Origin of the sequence: Archaeoglobus neptunius (assembly GCF_016757965.1) — an archaeon.
Taxonomy (GTDB): Archaea; Halobacteriota; Archaeoglobi; order Archaeoglobales; family Archaeoglobaceae; genus Archaeoglobus; species Archaeoglobus neptunius.
This window is the reverse complement of sequence record NZ_JAEKIW010000007.1, coordinates 103748-121584: the sequence shown is the minus strand read 5'-3', so window position 1 is coordinate 121584 and position 17837 is coordinate 103748. Positions and strand designations below refer to the sequence as shown.

The following is a 17837-nucleotide window of genomic DNA, read 5'->3' as shown; positions in this document are numbered from 1 at the left end:
ATGGAGTACGAAATCAGGACCCCTCTATCTAAAGACGAGTTGCTGAAGCTCAGAGTTGGTGATTCTGTTTACATCACCGGAGAGATATTCACCGCAAGAGATGAAGCTCATGCAAGGGCTCTTGAATATCTGGAAGAAGGTAAGGAGCTTCCATTTTCGTTTGAGGGGGCTGTTGTCTACCACTGCGGACCTCTCGTCAAGAAGGATGGTGAGTGGAGGGTTGTTTCAGCAGGTCCAACAACATCGGCGAGAATGAACCCCTTCACACCGAAGATTCTTGAGAGGGTTACCTGCATGGCCATAATCGGTAAGGGGGGCATGAGCGATGACGTTGTTGAGGCTATGAGGGGTAAGGCAGTGTACCTTGCTTTTACAGGAGGTGCAGGAGCACTTGCCGCCCAGAAAATCAGGAGGGTTAAGGACGTTATCTGGGAGGATCTCGGTATGCCGGAAGCCGTTTGGATCTTTGAAGTGGAAAGGTTCGGGCCATGTATTGTGGCAATTGATGCGCATGGCAACAGCCTTTACAGGTGATTTTCCACTGCAGAAATGCACGACAAGGTGCAAAAAATCTGCAATCAGCTTTTTAACTATCTTCTCTTTGCATCCATAACTGCATAAACGATCAAAATCACTCCAGATTTAAACTACTGCACACCGGAACGGGTATCGTTCCGATGATTGTTTCAGGATAACAGCAAAGCTCCAGGCTTCTGATATCACCAGCGTAGAATGAAGCATGCCCTCCTGCAAAGCTGAAAGCGGAGTCGATTTTTAATCTCACAGGATGCAGCCCTGTAACAATCACCCCTTCGGACTTCAGAGGGAAGATGGTCAGGTGGTAGTATTTCGTTTCAGAAACCATTCCTGAGCTTAAACGTAAGCAGAACACGGTTTTTGAGTCCAGAAAGTTAATCACAACCTCTCTGCATCCGGAACATTCACCACTTATCTTGAAAACTGGAGTTAGAGAATGCAGTATGGAAATCGCAATAACAATGAAGATGAGGATTTTCCAAACCCTCTCGTGTCTTGCGAGCAGAATAGAGAGGGTAATGATGGCTGCAAACAGTGCGAGTGCTGGAATTGTGAAGTGTGAAACCGGGTACAGGATAAAGGGGCCGTAGCTGATTCTGTCTGAGACTAAGAATGTCGCGGCAATGATGGGTAGGAGAGCGTACAGGAAATTTCTCCTCACCAATGCAATGGCAACCGGAATTGGGATGTAGAAGTGCAGGATAAGTGGAGAGATGATAGTAACTACAATCCTCTTTACGTCCAAGGCTGTGCACCTCCTTAACTTTGCTTATAAGTTATGAGTTAAGGGTTTTGAGGCTTAAGCTACTCAGACGACCATGCATGCAACTGTATAGTTGCTCCACCCCCTCTTTTAGAGTTACCTTCTCCCTGTAACCATCAAACCAGAATCCCCAGACGTAGCCTGTATGCATCGGCAATGCCAATCCAGAACACTTTGACCAAGTCTCGAACTTGAGGTTAATCTTAGCGCATCCAGACATGTAGATGTAAACTTCTGCCGGCTCATAATGGGATTTGATCTTCGCAGCACTCGGTTTGATGGCATCAAGCTCGCCAAGAACTGGAACTCTGTGTGAATAATGACCTTTAACCGCTGTACATAACCTCATGAACGCTTCCGTCCTCTTTTAGCGCTACCGGAACGTAAACCGTTACAGCCTCACTGCAATTTATCGGATCAACGACAACATGGTACTCGACAATGTTAACCTGAGCTTGAGTAATGAAAAGTATGGATGCAATAATGGCGATAATCAATAGCAGTCGAAAGCCGGGCATTTAATCATCAAATTGTTTTTCAAGTCCGTCTTTTCCCTAAGTTTCTCCACATACAACTTGCTGAGTTTGTTTTTACTTATCTTAACATCAAACTTCTTTACGATGCTGTAATGAGTTGGTCCACCCCACGCAACTGCTGAAGCAGCACTCCCCAACATCACCAGCACCAACAGGCTTACAAACCTCTTCCACCCTGCCACGCTACCACCGTCATTGACTTGCCATAACGTAACTTAAGTTTTTTGATACCTATGGTTATATTTCTGAAAGTTTACTATGGTTCTCTAAGATTATTCTAAATGTCAGTTGAATTAAGTGTAGGTGGGAAAAGTACGAGAAAACGTCTCATTCAATCACCTCCAGTCACAAACTCGAAAAAGTACAGATACATGCATATGAGCAGGGCAAGAAACGCTCCAGCGATGATGACGTGCCTCTTTCCGAGCCCAACCTGTCTTTCAGCAATGAAAAGTACTACAACCACAAAAAATACGGAAGATGCTGCTGAAAGACCGAGTCGAATACTCTCTGAAACAAAACCTTGTTCTGCGTAAAGCCAGTCGATTATTCTTTTTGGGATGAAAACAGACGAAAAAATTAAAAATCCATAAATTAAGAATATTAAATTCTTCTTCAACACAAGCCAGCCCTCCTGCAAACTTCTCCTACACCGAGACTGCAAGCTTCATAGCTCAGGAGGAAGTTGCATGCAACTTCGCAGACAACTCTTTTCGATCGGGAGTGATGGAATGTAGCAGAAATAAGCTGTTGAAAACCATGTTTTTTACCCGACAAAGCACGCATAGGTCTTATCCTCCCCTTCAACCTCAGCATACCCTGTGCTGTTAACGATGAAACTTACAAACCTGTGTCCAGAATAATGCTTGCCCTTGTAAAAAGGTCCGTCAGGCAGCGTGAAGGTGAAGAAGACTGGCTTGAATTTCTGACCAGAGTGAATCCACAACTCAACCCTAACACTTCCGTCTCCATCGTAATCTGCGTATATCGGACATCTGATCTTGTACACCCAGTTGTAGCAGTTGCAGTTATCACAAGTCTCTTCCTTGCTTTTTGAGATCAGCTCCCTTTCACAATTGAGGGTAGCATTGAAGATGTCGAACACCTTGTGCATGGAAATCTCATAAACCAGCGTTTTTGAATCAAGCTCAGAAACTCGGGTTCTCACCATTTTCCCATATTCGGTTTCAACAATCGACACGTTGGGGTTAAGAGTTGCTCTGGCATTTTTAATCTCGACCATGGGGATCATCAGTGTTAGGTTTCTGACATCTCCTTCGGCTTTGATTTCGTAATGCCACTCCCCCTTAAGCTCCAGAAACTGGAGAAAAAAGCTGCTGGAGAACCAGTAGCCTATTGCGAGTAGAAGTAATAAGAAAATGACGACAGCCAAAATCCTGTTTGGCAATTTACCACCTCTACTGGTACACGATATCTATCTTCGAAAACCCAGTGACATTTCTGCACCCCTTGAAATCCAGGAGGAACTCATCCTCCCTCATTCCTGAGTACACTTTTCCATCATGCTTCGGAGACCATGGTATTATCCCGAGAATGCCGTAAAGTCCTGACTGAACCACCAGCTTAACCTTTATTTCCGTGAGGTTACCCTCATACTCCACGCACACCGGAATCGTGATGTTGGCGGTTCTGACATAGTATCTTCCGCTCTCCGAAACTTCCTCTTTATACTTTGTCGTGGGGTTCAGGTTTATGCTGAACAGATCTATCGGTGGCTGGTTTGACGTGTAGGGCTGTACGAAGACCGTCGCACTTCCTGCCCCCTCTTCTCCAACACCCTCCCTCTTAACCTCTTCCTCAGTCCAACCAACATCACTCATCCAGATCTTCCACATCTTTCCGTATTCGGTTTCAACAACTGAAATGTTGCACTCAGCACCTACGCAATCAGAAAACTCGACACTCCAGTTAGCGTAGGTGTAGATGGGGAAAAGTAAAGTAACGTTCTCAACAAGAGAGTCAGATTCTACGACGAGCATCAGATTTGGAGGAGTGTTGTTGAACTCTATGATGAGGGGCAGGATGAAGAATACCCAAAACAGGAAAAGAATGATGCTGAGAGCTAAAAAAATTTTAAGAGCGTTTTTCAGATGTTCTCTCAAATTTATCACCTCAGTTGTTACGTTCAAAGTATTCTATTAGACCCTTTGTGTATCCGGCAGTTTTCTGAATCATAGTTTTTGCAACCATTTTTATGAGAGCTTCATCAACGGCATACGCTTCCCATTCCAAACAAACTCCTGTGGGGTCGTAGAAGTTGCATCGAACGCCTATAGCTGAGTCAAGAGAGTATTTATACATCCTCGAAAAACTTGCCAGCTCTTCAACTGCGGTATAGGGATTCGTAATTGTTATCTTAGGGGCAGAATATGCAATTGTATCAAGCCCCAACTTTTGGATGTTCCCTTCAACGTATTTTTCATAAAAATCATGTTTGAGCTTGTTTGTATGTGGATCTCCTTCAAGATTTGAATGATACGGATTACCCACATCCATAAGATAGTGCGCGGCTCTACCAAGCTCCTGATAAGCTTCTCTCAATTTTCCTTGGCGATAGTTACTGATAGCATCCCATGCTTTTTCACTGCACGCTTGAGGGGCACTTCCGAAATGAAGTTCGGGATCGTAAACGTGTTTACACAGCCTATCGGGGCACCATGGTGGCCACCACATTGAATCCTCCTCATCAGGCTTAACAGAATACTCTCTGAATGTGGTCAGATAGGGGTCTCCAATACCCATCGCTCTACCAACTTCTCCAGCGATTGTCTTGTGTGTCGAACCTCCCCATTTTATCTCATATCCAGAATCCTTGTGCGGCCAGTTTTCCCAGAGAAGTTTGACGAACATGAACTTCAGCTTCTGCTGCTTGAATTCTTGGCTGTCAATTTCCGCAGCCATCACCGGCAGCGCGTTTCCAACCATCACCAGCACCAGCACCAACAGGCTTACAAACCTCTTCCACCCTGCCACGCTACCACCGTCATTGACTTGTCATCTCGTAACTTAAGTTTTTTGATACCTATGGTTTATATTTCTGAAAGTTTACTATGGTTCTCTAAGATTATTCTAAATGTTTGTTAAATTGAGCATTAGTTCGCATTGAACATAGCTCTGACAACCAGAACTAACATTGAGTTCTCCCATTCTTTCACCCACCCAAAATTCCAACCACCTTACTTGTGAGGACCAGAGCATAACCGAGCAGAAGCGGCATCGGTATGAAAACCAGAAAAACCCTCACACGTCTGTAGAGCAAAACGAGAGTAGACGGTATAGCTGCAAGTTCGAGATAAAATGCAGTAAGAGCGATCAACCGGGATAACGGCGTTACGGAAGTGACTGGATACACATCTGCGGATCCTGCAGACATCAGGAAAAGGATTGCCAGCCCGACGGAAATCAGGAACCAGAAGTAAAAGGCGAATATTTCCCAGTTCTTCGTTTTCTCATCGATCAGCAGCGATGTCACTGCAACGTCTGGAACTACAATTATTGAGTAGACAAGCAGTCCCATAAGGGTCATGCCGAGATCAGGGTCTTTCACGTTCAAGATAAAATGGAGCAGGATTGCGTTCAGAAGAAGCCCAAAGAAGCAGTATGCGGAATCTTGCCACCACTGCTGGAAATACTGCAAGCTGGACAACCAATCCGATAAACGACAGGCTCGGCTGAAACCTGAGTCCGAAAGCTATTATTGCGAGCGTGATTGCGAAGATCGTGATGTTAAGGTAGTTTCTCACTCTTGCAGTACCAGGAAAGGCACGCTCAAGTTTCATCGTATCAACCCCATAAATAAAGCGATTAGTAACCCAGTTGAAGTTAAAATAACCCAAGTTATCCAGATGATGGGATCCTTCAAAATACTGTAGCTTCCCTCTTTCATTGCTGCTCTCCTCCTCTCAGAAAGTTCTCTTAACGATTTTACGCTCAAGTCATAGCCAAACACCCGCAGCACAACAAAAATTGCGAGAAGAGATGTGAAAATCAAGGCTGCTAATTTTACCGCAAATTGCGAATTTGTCTGAAGATTTAAAGTACACTCCGCTGCCAAGGCCGGCAGAACTTTGAGCAAGAGAAGGGCGAGTGGAGTGAGCAATACTGCAAGAGACAAAATTTCTATGCTCCGGCTTTTGTTTGCGAGAGGGGGGATGAAACCGACGATTATCCATGAGATGCTTACAAGCAAGGGTTCCCAACACACGCCCAGTTTCTCGTATGATATCAGCGTTAAAATCAGGCAAATGAAATCCAAAGGAAAGGAAAAATGGTCTGCTGAAGGGAAAGTCCCTATCGAACAATTTGCCGATTGGGTAGAAGAGTAAGAAGGCGAGTGGAGCGTAAAGCATTACCCCGCTGAGCATTATGGTGAATACAACTGCTAAATCGAGAATGTGAAGGCCAGTTATTATGTAATGAGTGCTGAACAGAATTGCACCGTTTTGCAGCGAGGATCGCCCACAGCACCTGGCGTCACGAAAAATAGATCGCAGGCACCAGCACACGTTAAATCCTCCCAACTAACGGGCTCATTGCAGACTTCACCACAAATTGCCGTGCAGCTTATGCTTGTGGAGACGCTGCACTATCGCTCCAATCAGGTGGCCTTCGATTATTCCCCAGACAAGCATAATATGGCAAAGCCGGAACCACATACAATGTTACACAAGTAAGAGCAATCGTTGTTGGTAACAAAGGCTGTCCCGTCCCTCTTAAGTTGTAATTAGCCAGATCCAACTCAACCCTCTTGGCCAGGTCGTTCAGTTCATTCTTAGCTTCATTCCAGCTTGTCTCTTCCTTCATTTTGCTAAGCACCTTGGCAAGAATTCTGTAATGTTCAGCCAAGGTAGTTTTAGACCTAATTTCGATCACATCGGCAAAGGGCGAGGATTTGTTCCCATCTTTTTGGGGCGATGTTAATTGCAGCAACAAAGTAGTTCTCCTCACCTTCAATTATCCTCGTTACAAGACTGAAGTTGTGGGTTGCTGTTTTGGTGGAGTAGCTTACTATGTAGAAGCTGAAGCTTGCAGTATTGTTGTGGACTCTTACCTCATTAAATTTCAAGTCCCTTCCATTTGCCGAGTGATGGTAAATCTCCTTCGTCTCAACCTGATAATCAAAAGTTTCGTCTTGGTTCCGATGTTTTTGCCGTTCGCATCGCTGGGCTTACTACGCTGAGCATCACCAACGTTAACAACAAACACAACAACCTTTTCATCTCACCACCACTCCACCTCACCTTTATCTCGCCATCACACAACTTAAGTGTTCTAATATCTTAGTAATATATTTTTAAAAGTTTAGTATGGTATACACATTTCATTGGACTTGCAACAACAATCACAGCGAATGCAAACGCAATGTGCGTGCTGAAAAACCGCAACAACCTAAATTTTTTATTCACCTTCTGGCTACTTTGTAAGGCCCCCGTGGGGTAGGGGACATCCTGGAGGCCTTCGGAGCCTCAGACCCGGGTTCAATTCCCGGCGGGGGCACTGTTTTTCTGTAAACTTGCAGCATTTACAGGTTAAATCGCATACTGCACTTATCCGGGACACCTATTTAGATATACGGCAATACATGTGGATTAACCCGGCTTATAAAATTCAGTTCATGTCATATTGTCGCTGCTTTTTCAATTCATTTATATAAATATTTATATTCGAACTTACGGGAATATTGGCAACCCACATAAAATCACAGAATCAGACCCCACACCTTCTCACAGAACTCAGGTCTGATCTCTTTTTTAAAAACTCCTATGTCTGATGGTCGGATTTCCTCAAACGATGCATCACTTCTTTTAAAGTTGGACTTCAAGAATTCTAAGATGTCTGCCGGCTTCTTTTTCTGATGTGTGGGGCATCCGGTAACAACCTCAATAACGCTGAAGCCTTTATGCATGATGGCATCGGCAATGGATTTTTCAAGCCATCTGACGTGATATGCTGTAAATCTGGCAACGTATGTTGCCCCTGCAGATATCGCCAGCTTTACCAAATCGAACGGTCTCTCCACGTTCCCGTAAGGTGAGGTTCTTGTTATCTCTCCTTCCGGAGTGGTTGGAGCAGCCTGACCACCGGTCATCCCATAGAGCCTGTTGTTTATTACAATGGCGGTGAGGTCTATGTTTCTCCTGCATGCGTGTATGAAGTGATTTCCACCAATTGCAAGTGCATCGCCATCCCCCATAAAAACAATAACATTCAGAGAGGGGTTTGCAAGCTTTATCCCGGTAGCGAAGGCCAGTGCCCTACCGTGAGTTGTGTGAACGGTGAAGAGGTCGAGGTACTGACTCATTCGTCCGCTGCATCCAATACCACTCACAACAACCGTCCTTTCTCTGTCAATTTTTGACTTTCTCATTGCTCTGATGAACGATGCCAGAACAACCCCGTTCAGGCATCCCGGACACCATAGGGTGGGCAGGGCGTCCTGTCTGAGGTATTCGGCGTACTTCACAGCAACACCTCCACGATTTTTGCAAGCTCTTCCGGCAAAATTAGAGAACCGTAGTACGAAACACCTTTTACCCTGCAGCAACAGACCCTTTCAACCTCCTTAACCAACTGACCTCTGTTCATTTCAGGTACAATAACGAGTTCCGCCGATTTCGAAAATTTTCTTACTTCTCCTTCTGGAAACGGAAACAGCGTCTCGAGCTTCAGTACTCCGGTTGAAATTCCGTTTCTTAAAAGTAGCTTTGCCGCACTCTTTGAAAGCCTGTAAGAGGAACCATAAGAGATCAGAACCACTTCCGCATCTTTCTGCCCCTCAAATTTCACTCCGGGTTTGAGATCATCAAATTTGGAGAACAGTCTTTCAATCAGTCTGCGGTATTCGCCAAGATCCGTTGTCGGGAGGCCATTCTCAAGATGGGCCAACCCTGTTCTGTGTTTTCTTTCAAACAAGTTTTTTACCTTCCCTTTGCATTCAACCTTTTCTCCAAGTGGTGGCAGCGACACACTTTCCCTCATGTGTCCCACTACCTCATCACTTAAAACCACAACAGGAGATGAATACTCGAATGCCAGTTTGAATGCATCAATGGTAAGGCGATACATATCGCCAACCGAAGCGGGAGCAAGAACAATAATCGGATAATCTCCATGACTCCCGTATCTTGCCTGCATGACATCTCCCTGAGATGGTGCCGTGGGTATCCCGGTTGATGGGCCTGCTCTCATTACATTGATGATAACCAACGGGGATTCCGTCATGGCTGCGTAGCCTATACTCTCCTGCATCAGGCTGAAACCCGGACCGGATGTTGCCGTCATGGCAATTGCACCCACCATGGACGCTCCGATTGCAGCAGAGATACTTGCAATTTCATCCTCCATCTGAACAAAAACACCACCAAATTTTGGAAGGAGTCTGGCCATTCCATGAACGATTTCCGACGACGGTGTTATCGGATAACCCGCAAAGAAATTGCATCCAGCATTTAAAGCCCCTCTAACGGCAGCCTCATTTCCCTGCAGCAGTTCCTTCTTCTTCATTTTCATTCACCCTAACAACCTCAATGGCAAAATCTGGGCAGTATAGCTCACATAGTTTGCAAAAACTGCATTCATACGTATAGTTTATAAATTTGTGAGGATCCATTACTTTTTTATGACAGACATAAATACATATACCACATTTTTTACACAGAGCCTGATCAACGTAGATTCTGGCAAATCTTTTTTCCATGCTGCTTATTGTCTGAAATTTTTATAAGACTTTCCAATATATTCCAACATAACAACCATACCTGTAAAAAGTTTTTGTAAGTTACAATTTGCCAATAGATAAATCCAAATTTTTTGAATAAATTTAGAATGGCGTGGCTAGTTGTAATTGCACTAGTCGCATCCTCTATTGCTTTTAGCGGATGCGTGCAGACAGAACAGGCGGAGAAGGAAACCGCAACCACCACCCCACCCGAGAAAGTCGAGTACAAGATAAAAATGACGACTGGTTCCCCCACGGGTACGTATTACATAGCCCTTACATCGATTGCCAGTGTTGTATCAAAATACAATCCTGAAATTTATGCCACAGCCATTCCCGGCGGTGGTTCAGCAGCTAACGCAAGAGGTGTCGGAAGCGGAAAAGTTCCCATCTCCCTATCGACATCGATGGTCGCATACTTCGCCTATACGGGGACAGGAACATTTGAAGGTGAAAAGTATCCCAAATTAAGGGCTATGGCTCCAGCCCATCCATTAATCGTAAGCTTCATAGTTAAGGCTGACAGCGATATGAAAACTATATACGACTTAAAAGGAAAGAGAGTTGCGATAGGTGAGGCGGGAAGTGGAGACGCTGTTGCTGCCGAGGTCATTCTTAAGGAGGCCGGAATCTGGGACGACATCATAAAGGTAAATGTTGGAGATCCCGAATCGTGGAATATGGTGAAGCTAGGTACGGTAGATGCAGCCATTCATCACACCTCTCTGCCAAATCCAAATCTATACGAGGAGTCAATGAATACGCCAATAAGGCTTTTAGAAATTCCCGACGAACTGGCAAATAAAATCACGGAAAAGTACCCGTACTTTTCTAAGTATCTCGGCAAAAAGGGGAGTTACAACGGAATGGACTCTGACGTAAAAGTTCTTGCAGCTCCGGTGATCCTGATCACGAACCAGGACGTTCCGGAAGACCTCGTATACAAATTCACCAAAACATACTGGGAACACTTCGACGAGATCAAAAAGTCCGCTCCATTCCTTGAGAGCGTAAACAGGGATAACCCAATGGCAGGCATTTCAATACCTCTGCATCCCGGAGCCTACAGATACTGGGTTGAAACAGGCGTGAAGGTTCCTGAAAACTTAAAACCATAATTTTTATTTTTTGAGGGATTGAAATGGAGTTTTCCAGGCTAAATGATAAGCTGATCAATCTCATTTCTGCAGCTTATGCCCTTTACATGATCATATTTGCTCTTGGTTTTTTCCTGGTTATTCTCATGCTGATAAGCAATTTATGGGGAATGTCAGTCCCCTCCTACCTTATCCTTACACCAATGCAGCACATGGGAATGTACCTTTCCGGAATATTACTGATCAGTTTTGTAACCCATCCTCTTCGGAAAAACGGGGCAAAATGGTATGACTGGCTGATGGGGCTTGCAGGTGCTACCGGTGGTCTGTATATTTTCTTCGTTTACCCGGAGCTCATGCTCAGAATGGGGATTACGACTACACTGGATGTCGTGTTTGGACTGATAACAATTTTTTTCCTGCTTGAGGCGGGGAGGAGAACAACCGGTACCGCTTTGTCCGTACTGACACTCATTTTCATATTAATAGGACTGTACGATGCGGAATTTGATATCTCATCTCTCGTGACAAGAATATACCTCTACAACGTGGGGATATTCTCCACCCCATTTCAGGTTGCCACCTTCATGATATTCATTTTCATGTTTTTCGGAGCCCTGTTATCCGAAATCGGCGTGGGTAAATTTTTTACAGACATGGCATTTGCGCTGACCGGAGCGAGAAAGGGTGGCCCTGCAAAGGTTGCGGTGCTTGCAAGTTCATTGCTGGGAACGATGAGTGGTTCTGCTACGGGCAACGTTGTTACAACGGGCACGTTCACGATTCCACTGATGAAAAAGGCTGGTTATAAAGCTGAAACTGCCGGAGCAATAGAAGCAAGCGCATCTACCGGTGGTCAGCTAATGCCCCCGGTGCTTGGGTCTGCAGCTTTCATAATGCCATTATTTCTGGGTATCAGATACTGGGATGTTGTTATAGCCTCCGTCATACCCGCACTGCTTTACTATCTTGCGCTATACATTTTCGTAGACCAGGAAGCTTCGAAACAGAGAGCGTATGGGGTGCCTAAAGATCAGCTACCACCTCTCAGGCCTTTACTTTTGAAGTTATATTATCTGCTTCCACTCGTCGTACTCATATCGGTACTCTCTTCAGGATTTTCGGTGGAACATGCGGCTGTGGCATCGATTATGGCGGCACTGTTCATAGAGTGGTTCACAAGGGCAGGTCTTAGAAAGTTATTCGGGGCTGTATTCACGATATTCATATTCGGGATAGGGTTCATGCTGGCCTCTTCGGGGCTAGACATATTCAGTATTCTGGTCGTTGTCGGTGCCATATCCCTGTTCATCACAATGGGAATTGGTGTGGTGCTGAAGGGAGCAGAAGAGATGACTTCCATAGTAGTTAGGAGTCTTGCAAGCAGTTTCAAGTCAGTAACACCTGTTGCAGTAGCCTGTGCACTTGCAGGGGTTATTGCAGGGGTCCTGGCCTACACCGGACTTGCATTAACGCTCAGCCAGTTTCTTGTACAGCTTTCAGGAGGAAACATAATCATCCTGCTGATACTCGTTGTTGGGATAACGATACTCTTGGGGATGGGCATGCCGACTCCAGCTGTTTACGTGCTCTGTGCAACATCAGTAGCTCCCGCTCTCGTGGAGATGGGCATTCCACCAATAGCTGCGCATTTCTTCATATTCTACTTCGGGATCCTCGCACCACTTACACCTCCTGTTGCAATAACAGCATATGCAGGAGCTGCTGTTGCAAAAGCCGATTTCTGGAAAACGGGAATTGAAGCATTTAGAATGGCTTTAATAGGGTGGTTCATTGCCTTTTCGTTTATTTCAAAGCCGGAGATGTTAATTCTTCCGATCAAATCTCTGAGTCTGCCAGCAGTGGAAAACATATCCTTCGGTGTAATAGCCTCGGTTCTGGCAGCCCTTCTGTCAGGGGGCGTTGTGTCAGGATATCTCTTCGGGCACCTGAGTATCCTTCAGAGAATTTCATTTGCAGTGGCCCTGGCTTTTCTGCTGATTTCGTTGTTTTATTTTGAATACCTGATACTGGTAGCTCTTGCAATACTCGCATTTCTGAATCCCATAGCGATAAGATTTCTCAAAAAACCGGATTTCAGCCAGTAAATCACCATTTCAAATCTGCGTATGTCTGATGACTGTGTCCGATCCTCTGAGGTCGCCGGGTAAAACATGGGGCAGAATTCATTCCTCCAATTTCAAGCCCAAGCCTGAAAGCCCTGATATTATCTTCAGACCTGTTCATTCTCTTTCTGATGGCTTCAATAATCCAGTCCTGAGAAATGCCGAAAATGACGCAGAATGATCCAACAGCAATCATGTTTGCGAAAATCGGACTCTCGAACTCTCTGACCGACAGTTCCGTAAACGGAAACCCGAATCCCCTCTTTGCATCAACAAGTGATGAATCGTACAAAACGGTAGTTTTCTCGTCTATCACATGCAAATACTCCCTGTATGCTGAATAATGCAGTACAACAAGATAGTCGATCTTTCTCAGTCCGGGATAGCTGATCTCGTCATCGCTGACAACAATATCAGCTCTGGACGCTCCGCCCCTTGTCTCGGGGCCGTAGCTTTGAATCATTACTACATTCCTCCCTTCAAGTACCAGTGCTTCCGAAAGGATCAAACCCGCCCTGATCACCCCCTGACCTCCGGTACCGGCGATTCTTATGTTGATCTCACCGTCCTGAGCTGAATTAAGGCTTGATATCTGAGGTGGCATGTATAAATTTCTCATCCAATTTTATAAAGTTTTCCTATATAAATATACATATTTGCAGAAGAATTCTGTTGTTTATGGTGGAATACGTATTCTTCATACTCCAGAATTGTTTAAATACAACCAAAACACATTTTTTTACAATGAAAATTAGGAAACTGCAACTCGTAGGCGGATCGAGTTTCATGATATCCCTCCCAAAAGACTGGATCTCCAGACACAACTTAAAACAGGGAGATGAAGTTGTTTTGAGGGAGTTTGACGAGTTCATTGTCGTACAACCTCAGCTTAGCGGAGATTCGGAGATAAAAGTTGTTGTCAAAAACGTACCCACATTTGAGAGAGGATTTCTTAAAAGATTTCTCGGTTCAATATACTCCCTAGGTGTGGACAAGATCGTTATTGAGCAGGAAGGGGTAGGCAAACACATCACTGAAATTTCCGATATCTCCCATGACTTCATCGGGATGGAGGTTCTCGACTGCACTTCAAACCGGGTTGTACTCCATATATTCACCATCCCGGATTTTGATGTCGTAACCATAATAAAAAGAATGTTTCAGATTCTGTCCGGAATTATGGATGAAATTACGAATAATCTGCTTCTCGAGAAGCTGGACAAAGAGGTGGATAAAAAAATCCACAGATACGAAATAGACTTTGACAGACTTTATCTACTCGCTGTCAGGCTTGTTAACAGAGGGATGAAGAAAATTGCCGTCAGTGACTGGGACGAGCTTCGATTCCTGCTCGGTTCGAGAATTATCGCCAAATTTTACGAGGAGATTGCAGACATACTTTTCATACTTTCCAGATACATCTGGAGCTATGAGAGAGAGTTCAGAGTGGAAATTCATGATTTTATGATTAAACTTGAGATGGCATTTGAAAAGAGCTTCGATTCCTTCATAAGCTCGGATATGGGTACAATAGAAGAATACATATCCACCGTAGAGGGACTTTCCAGAATCGTTCAGGACTCCATAAACGCAAACCCACGGGGAACTATTGTAAAGGAGTTACTTCTCCAGATTTGCAGGATGCTTGAATCAATAGGTGAAATTTCCTTCAACAAGTGTGTGAGAGAAATGCTCAGGCAGTAGCAGGGAACAATTATATATCATCGCTGCAAATAAAAAATATGAAGGTAGCTGTTATAGGTGGAGGAAATCTTGGAACTGCAATAACCATGAATGCTGCCAGAAAAGCAGAGGTGATTGTTGTAAAAAGACGGAAAGAGCTTTTCGATGTGGTGGACAATGTGGAGGTTGTTTCTAGCATTGAGGAGGCCAGTTCTGCAGACGTTTTCATAATCACCCTCAAACCCGATGTTTTCAGGGCGAATATCGGCAAAATCTCCGAAGTTGCTGATGAAAAACCAGTGATCAGTTTCGCTGCCGGAGTCAAGCTTGGTGAGATGAGAAGCATAGAATCCCCTCATCGTGCCATGACAAATCTGGCGATTGAGAAAAAAGGTCTCGTTGCCTGTTATCCCCCACAGACCCGGAGACATCTGGGATTTCTGGATGCCGAGTTCATACCGTGCAGCTCTGAAAAGGAACTTGAGGCGATGACATCTTTTCTCGGAAGCTCGCCAGCCATAATCTCGAAACTCGTCCACGCATTTATAGTAGCAGCTCTTAAAGAAGGTATAAGTTATGAGAATGCTCTGAAAACTGGGATCCATGTTTTTGGGGCCACAGCATATCTCTACAATAAATACGGTCTTGAGAGTTTGATCCAAAAAATTGCAACTCCGGGGGGAACTACTGCTGAGGGGCTGACAAAAATCCCTCTGGCCGAAAGGGCGTTTATGGATGCACTCATTTCAGCATCAAAAAGGGCAGAAGAGCTATAAAATCATGCTCAGGAATTTTTTCGTTCTCTCATGCTCCGGGTTCGAGAATATTTTTTCTGGCTTTCCCTCCTCCACAATAACACCTTCGTCCATAAAAATAACTCTGTCTCCGACCTCTCTGGCGAACCCCATTTCATGTGTGACCACGATCATCGTCATACCATCCCTTGCCAGACCTTTCATGACGTCGAGAACCTCTTTGACAAGTTCCGGATCAAGTGCAGAGGTAACCTCATCAAACAGCATAACCTCCGGATTCATTGCCAGTGCCCTTGCAATCGCAACCCTCTGCTGCTGTCCTCCGCTGAGCTGAGCAGGATAATAATCGGCCTGATCGCCCAATCCCACCTTCTCAAGCAACCTCATTGCCAGCTCCTCAGCCTCCTTCTTGTCCATCTTCTTTATCCTGATGGGGGCGAGAGTTATGTTCTGCAGAGCCGTGAGGTGAGGAAAAAGATTGAACTGCTGGAAAACAATTCCGATTCTCTGCCTGATTCTGTTTATATCTACCTTGCTGTCAGTTATCTCAACCCCATCAAGTATTATCTTTCCTGATGTTGGCTCCTCAAGCCTGTTTATGCATCTCAGCAATGTGGACTTTCCACTCCCTGAAGGACCGATGATGACCACAACCTCTCCCTTTTCAACATCCAGGTTTATACCTTTGAGCACGTGCAGATTTCCGAACCGTTTGTGGAGATCTTTGATTTCAAGCAGTGCCATCGGTAGAAATTTCATTGACGGTTTATAAAGACTTTTGTTTTTGAAAATCCGATTGTGTTAGTAAGCATACAAATTTGCTTTTAAATCAGACCGGGGATAAGTAGTAAATTTAAAAAAGGGGATTGTAACAATCATACCTGTAATTCAGGTGATAGCGTGAGAGTGCAGCATGATATTGTAATCATCGGTGCTGGTATAGCGGGGATGAGGGCTGCCATAGCCGCAGCGGAGAAAAGCGACAGACTGTCCATCGCAATAATTGCAAAAACGTACCCGATAAGATGCCACAGTGTATGTGCCGAAGGTGGTACAGCAGCGGTGTTGAGAGAGGGAGATAGTTTCGATCTCCACGCCTGGGATACGGTTAAGGGAAGCGATTTCCTCGCAGACCAGGATGCTGTGGAGTTCTTTGTCCGGGAGTGTCCGAAGGAAATCATAAGACTGGACAACTGGGGATGCCCGTGGAGCAGAAATGATGACGGAACGATAGCTCAGAGGCCCTTCGGTGGTCACAGCTTCAACAGAGCAACTTACGCCAAGGACAGGACGGGATTCCATGAAGTTCACACTCTTTACGAAAGGATGCTCATGTACGACAGCGTTGTGATCTATCCTGAATATTTCGTAACAAATCTGGTTATCGAGGACGGTTCGGTTCAGGGTGTGTCTGCTATTGAGCTCAAAACAGGCAATATGACGTTTTTCGAGGCAAAGGCCGTGATCTTCACGACGGGTGGAGCAGGGAGGCTGTACGGCTTTACCACATACAGCCACCAGGTCACGGGCGATGGTCTGGCAATAGCATACCGGAATGGCATTCCACTGAAGGACATGGAGTTCTTCCAGTTCCATCCAACCGGGCTCATACCATCCGGTATTCTGATGACGGAGGGGTGCAGGGGTGAGGGCGGATACCTGCTGAACAAGAACGGCGAGAGATTCATGAAAAAGTATGCTCCCGAAAAGATGGAGATCGCCCCAAGAGATGTCGTTTCGAGAGCGATGTGGACTGAGATCATCGAGGGCAGAGGTCTGGAGGGAGAGTATGGACCTTACATTGCACTGGACCTGAGACATCTCGGCGAGGAAAAAATTGAGGAGAGACTACCGCTCATCAGAGATGCAGCAATAAAGTTCGCCGGAGTTGACCCGGTTGAGGAGCCCATACCCGTTAAACCAGTCGCTCACTACACAATGGGTGGAATACACACAAATGTAAAATGTGAAACGGCAGTGAAGGGATTCTTTGCTGCCGGAGAGTGTGCATGCGTCAGCATTCACGGAGCTAACAGGCTCGGGTCAAACTCGACGGCCGAGTGCCTGGTATTTGGAAAGGTTGCCGGAGAGATGGCTGCTGAGTATGCCCTGAAAGCAAAACAGGGGAAAATCTCCAGAGAGTTCATGAACAAGGAGGAGAGCAGAATCTATGACGAACTTCTTGGAAAAAGCGGGGATGAGAGTCCCTACGAGATAAAGAGGGAGCTGAACAGCACGATGGATAAAAACATGTGGATATTCAGGGAGGAGAAGGGACTGAAGGAGGCTGTTAAAAAGATTGAGGAGCTGAAGGAACGCTATAAGAATATAGAAATCAACGACAGGACTAGAGGCTTCAACACGGATCTGATGATGGCTATAGAAATAGGGTACATGCTCGACCTGGCAGAAGTTGTGGCCATCGGCGCTCTGAAAAGGCAGGAAAGCAGAGGGGCGCACTACAGACTAGATTACCCAAAGAGGGATGATGAGAACTGGCTGAAGCATACCCTGGCCTACTACACACCTGAGGGACCCAAGTTTGACTACATTCCAGTTATGATAACCAAATGGGAGCCGGTGGAGAGGAAGTACTGAGGTG

Annotated in this window: 23 protein-coding genes and 1 tRNA gene; 7 read left to right on the top strand and 17 right to left on the bottom strand. The window is 45.3% G+C overall.

Annotated features, from left to right (window positions below; genetic code table 11):
* Positions 1-534, top strand: coding sequence for a FumA C-terminus/TtdB family hydratase beta subunit (locus tag JFQ59_RS06915; RefSeq protein WP_202319682.1), 534 nt, complete (start codon positions 1-3; stop codon positions 532-534).
* 97 nt (positions 535-631) lie between these two features.
* Here JFQ59_RS06915 and JFQ59_RS06910 read toward each other — a convergent pair whose 3' ends face one another.
* The 12 genes from JFQ59_RS06910 to JFQ59_RS06855 form a co-directional block, all read right to left on the bottom strand.
* Positions 632-1282 carry a hypothetical protein gene (locus JFQ59_RS06910; RefSeq protein WP_202319681.1) on the bottom strand — a complete coding sequence of 217 codons (651 nt, stop codon included), beginning with the start codon at positions 1280-1282 and terminating at the stop codon, positions 632-634.
* A 31-nt stretch (positions 1283-1313) separates the two neighbouring features.
* Positions 1314-1649, bottom strand: coding sequence for a hypothetical protein (locus tag JFQ59_RS06905; RefSeq protein ID WP_202319680.1), 336 nt, complete (start codon positions 1647-1649; stop codon positions 1314-1316).
* Complete coding sequence (locus tag JFQ59_RS06900; protein ID WP_202319679.1) at positions 1627-1797, bottom strand: hypothetical protein; 171 nt, start codon at positions 1795-1797, stop codon at positions 1627-1629. Before JFQ59_RS06900 ends, JFQ59_RS06905 begins: the two co-directional genes overlap by 23 nt.
* Positions 1794-2018, bottom strand: coding sequence for a hypothetical protein (locus JFQ59_RS06895; RefSeq protein WP_202319678.1), 225 nt, complete (start codon positions 2016-2018; stop codon positions 1794-1796). Before JFQ59_RS06895 ends, JFQ59_RS06900 begins: the two co-directional genes overlap by 4 nt.
* 149 nt (positions 2019-2167) lie before the next feature.
* Positions 2168-2455: a hypothetical protein gene (locus tag JFQ59_RS06890; protein WP_202319677.1), complete on the bottom strand. Its 288-nt coding sequence runs from the start codon at positions 2453-2455 to the stop codon at positions 2168-2170.
* A 147-nt stretch (positions 2456-2602) separates the two neighbouring features.
* The gene (locus JFQ59_RS06885) at positions 2603-3244 is read right to left on the bottom strand and encodes a hypothetical protein (RefSeq protein ID WP_202319676.1); all 642 of its coding nucleotides are present in this window, start codon (positions 3242-3244) and stop codon (positions 2603-2605) included.
* A 10-nt stretch (positions 3245-3254) separates the two neighbouring features.
* Positions 3255-3959 carry a hypothetical protein gene (locus JFQ59_RS06880; RefSeq protein WP_202319675.1) on the bottom strand — a complete coding sequence of 235 codons (705 nt, stop codon included), beginning with the start codon at positions 3957-3959 and terminating at the stop codon, positions 3255-3257.
* Between the two features lie 10 nt (positions 3960-3969).
* The gene (locus tag JFQ59_RS06875) at positions 3970-4830 is read right to left on the bottom strand and encodes a phospholipase C/P1 nuclease family protein (RefSeq protein WP_202319674.1); all 861 of its coding nucleotides are present in this window, start codon (positions 4828-4830) and stop codon (positions 3970-3972) included.
* A gap of 178 nt (positions 4831-5008) precedes the next feature.
* Positions 5009-5374 (bottom strand): hypothetical protein, encoded by a 366-nt coding sequence (locus JFQ59_RS06870; RefSeq protein WP_202319673.1) that lies wholly within the window; start codon positions 5372-5374, stop codon positions 5009-5011.
* A 16-nt stretch (positions 5375-5390) separates the two neighbouring features.
* Positions 5391-5636 carry a hypothetical protein gene (locus JFQ59_RS06865; RefSeq protein ID WP_202319672.1) on the bottom strand — a complete coding sequence of 82 codons (246 nt, stop codon included), beginning with the start codon at positions 5634-5636 and terminating at the stop codon, positions 5391-5393.
* A complete protein-coding gene (locus JFQ59_RS06860; RefSeq protein ID WP_202319671.1) occupies positions 5633-6046 on the bottom strand; it encodes a hypothetical protein in 414 nt (137 codons plus the stop codon). The genes JFQ59_RS06865 and JFQ59_RS06860 overlap by 4 nt, the downstream gene beginning before the upstream one ends.
* Positions 6047-6715: 669 nt before the next feature.
* Positions 6716-6922 carry a hypothetical protein gene (locus tag JFQ59_RS06855; RefSeq protein ID WP_202319670.1) on the bottom strand — a complete coding sequence of 69 codons (207 nt, stop codon included), beginning with the start codon at positions 6920-6922 and terminating at the stop codon, positions 6716-6718.
* Between the two features lie 359 nt (positions 6923-7281).
* On the opposite strand from JFQ59_RS06855, the gene JFQ59_RS06850 reads away from it, so the two are divergent.
* A tRNA-Arg gene (locus JFQ59_RS06850) sits at positions 7282-7353 on the top strand.
* A 202-nt stretch (positions 7354-7555) separates the two neighbouring features.
* Here JFQ59_RS06850 and JFQ59_RS06845 read toward each other — a convergent pair.
* From JFQ59_RS06845 to JFQ59_RS06835, 3 genes are read right to left on the bottom strand one after another with little or no spacing between them, the layout of a single operon-like run.
* The gene (locus JFQ59_RS06845) at positions 7556-8320 is read right to left on the bottom strand and encodes a thiamine pyrophosphate-dependent enzyme (protein ID WP_330999857.1); all 765 of its coding nucleotides are present in this window, start codon (positions 8318-8320) and stop codon (positions 7556-7558) included.
* The gene (locus JFQ59_RS06840; protein WP_202319669.1) at positions 8317-9360 is read right to left on the bottom strand and encodes a transketolase C-terminal domain-containing protein; all 1044 of its coding nucleotides are present in this window, start codon (positions 9358-9360) and stop codon (positions 8317-8319) included. The genes JFQ59_RS06845 and JFQ59_RS06840 overlap by 4 nt, the downstream gene beginning before the upstream one ends.
* Complete coding sequence (locus JFQ59_RS06835) at positions 9329-9553, bottom strand: 4Fe-4S dicluster domain-containing protein (protein WP_202319668.1); 225 nt, start codon at positions 9551-9553, stop codon at positions 9329-9331. The genes JFQ59_RS06840 and JFQ59_RS06835 overlap by 32 nt, the downstream gene beginning before the upstream one ends.
* A 128-nt stretch (positions 9554-9681) precedes the next feature.
* Between JFQ59_RS06835 and JFQ59_RS06830 the strand changes: the two genes are divergently transcribed.
* Positions 9682-10692 (top strand): TAXI family TRAP transporter solute-binding subunit, encoded by a 1011-nt coding sequence (locus JFQ59_RS06830; RefSeq protein ID WP_202319667.1) that lies wholly within the window; start codon positions 9682-9684, stop codon positions 10690-10692.
* 23 nt (positions 10693-10715) lie between these two features.
* Positions 10716-12779 carry a TRAP transporter fused permease subunit gene (locus JFQ59_RS06825; RefSeq protein WP_202319666.1) on the top strand — a complete coding sequence of 688 codons (2064 nt, stop codon included), beginning with the start codon at positions 10716-10718 and terminating at the stop codon, positions 12777-12779.
* A 1-nt stretch (position 12780) separates the two neighbouring features.
* Here JFQ59_RS06825 and JFQ59_RS06820 read toward each other — a convergent pair whose 3' ends face one another.
* Entirely contained in the window at positions 12781-13401 is a 621-nt protein-coding gene (locus JFQ59_RS06820) for a 2-oxoacid:acceptor oxidoreductase family protein (RefSeq protein WP_202319665.1), read from the bottom strand.
* A gap of 140 nt (positions 13402-13541) precedes the next feature.
* On the opposite strand from JFQ59_RS06820, the gene JFQ59_RS06815 reads away from it, so the two are divergent.
* Together JFQ59_RS06815 and JFQ59_RS06810 are read left to right on the top strand one after the other, a co-directional pair.
* Positions 13542-14501, top strand: coding sequence for a phosphate signaling complex PhoU family protein (locus JFQ59_RS06815; RefSeq protein WP_202319664.1), 960 nt, complete (start codon positions 13542-13544; stop codon positions 14499-14501).
* Between the two features lie 38 nt (positions 14502-14539).
* Positions 14540-15256, top strand: coding sequence for a pyrroline-5-carboxylate reductase family protein (locus tag JFQ59_RS06810; protein WP_202319663.1), 717 nt, complete (start codon positions 14540-14542; stop codon positions 15254-15256).
* On the opposite strand, the gene JFQ59_RS06805 is transcribed toward JFQ59_RS06810, so the two are convergent.
* Entirely contained in the window at positions 15251-15979 is a 729-nt protein-coding gene (locus JFQ59_RS06805; protein ID WP_330999856.1) for an amino acid ABC transporter ATP-binding protein, read from the bottom strand. The two genes, JFQ59_RS06810 and JFQ59_RS06805, sit on opposite strands and share 6 nt — an antisense overlap.
* Positions 15980-16135: 156 nt before the next feature.
* On the opposite strand from JFQ59_RS06805, the gene JFQ59_RS06800 reads away from it, so the two are divergent.
* A complete protein-coding gene (locus tag JFQ59_RS06800; RefSeq protein ID WP_202319662.1) occupies positions 16136-17833 on the top strand; it encodes a succinate dehydrogenase/fumarate reductase flavoprotein subunit in 1698 nt (565 codons plus the stop codon).
* Positions 17834-17837: the final 4 nt, after the last annotated feature.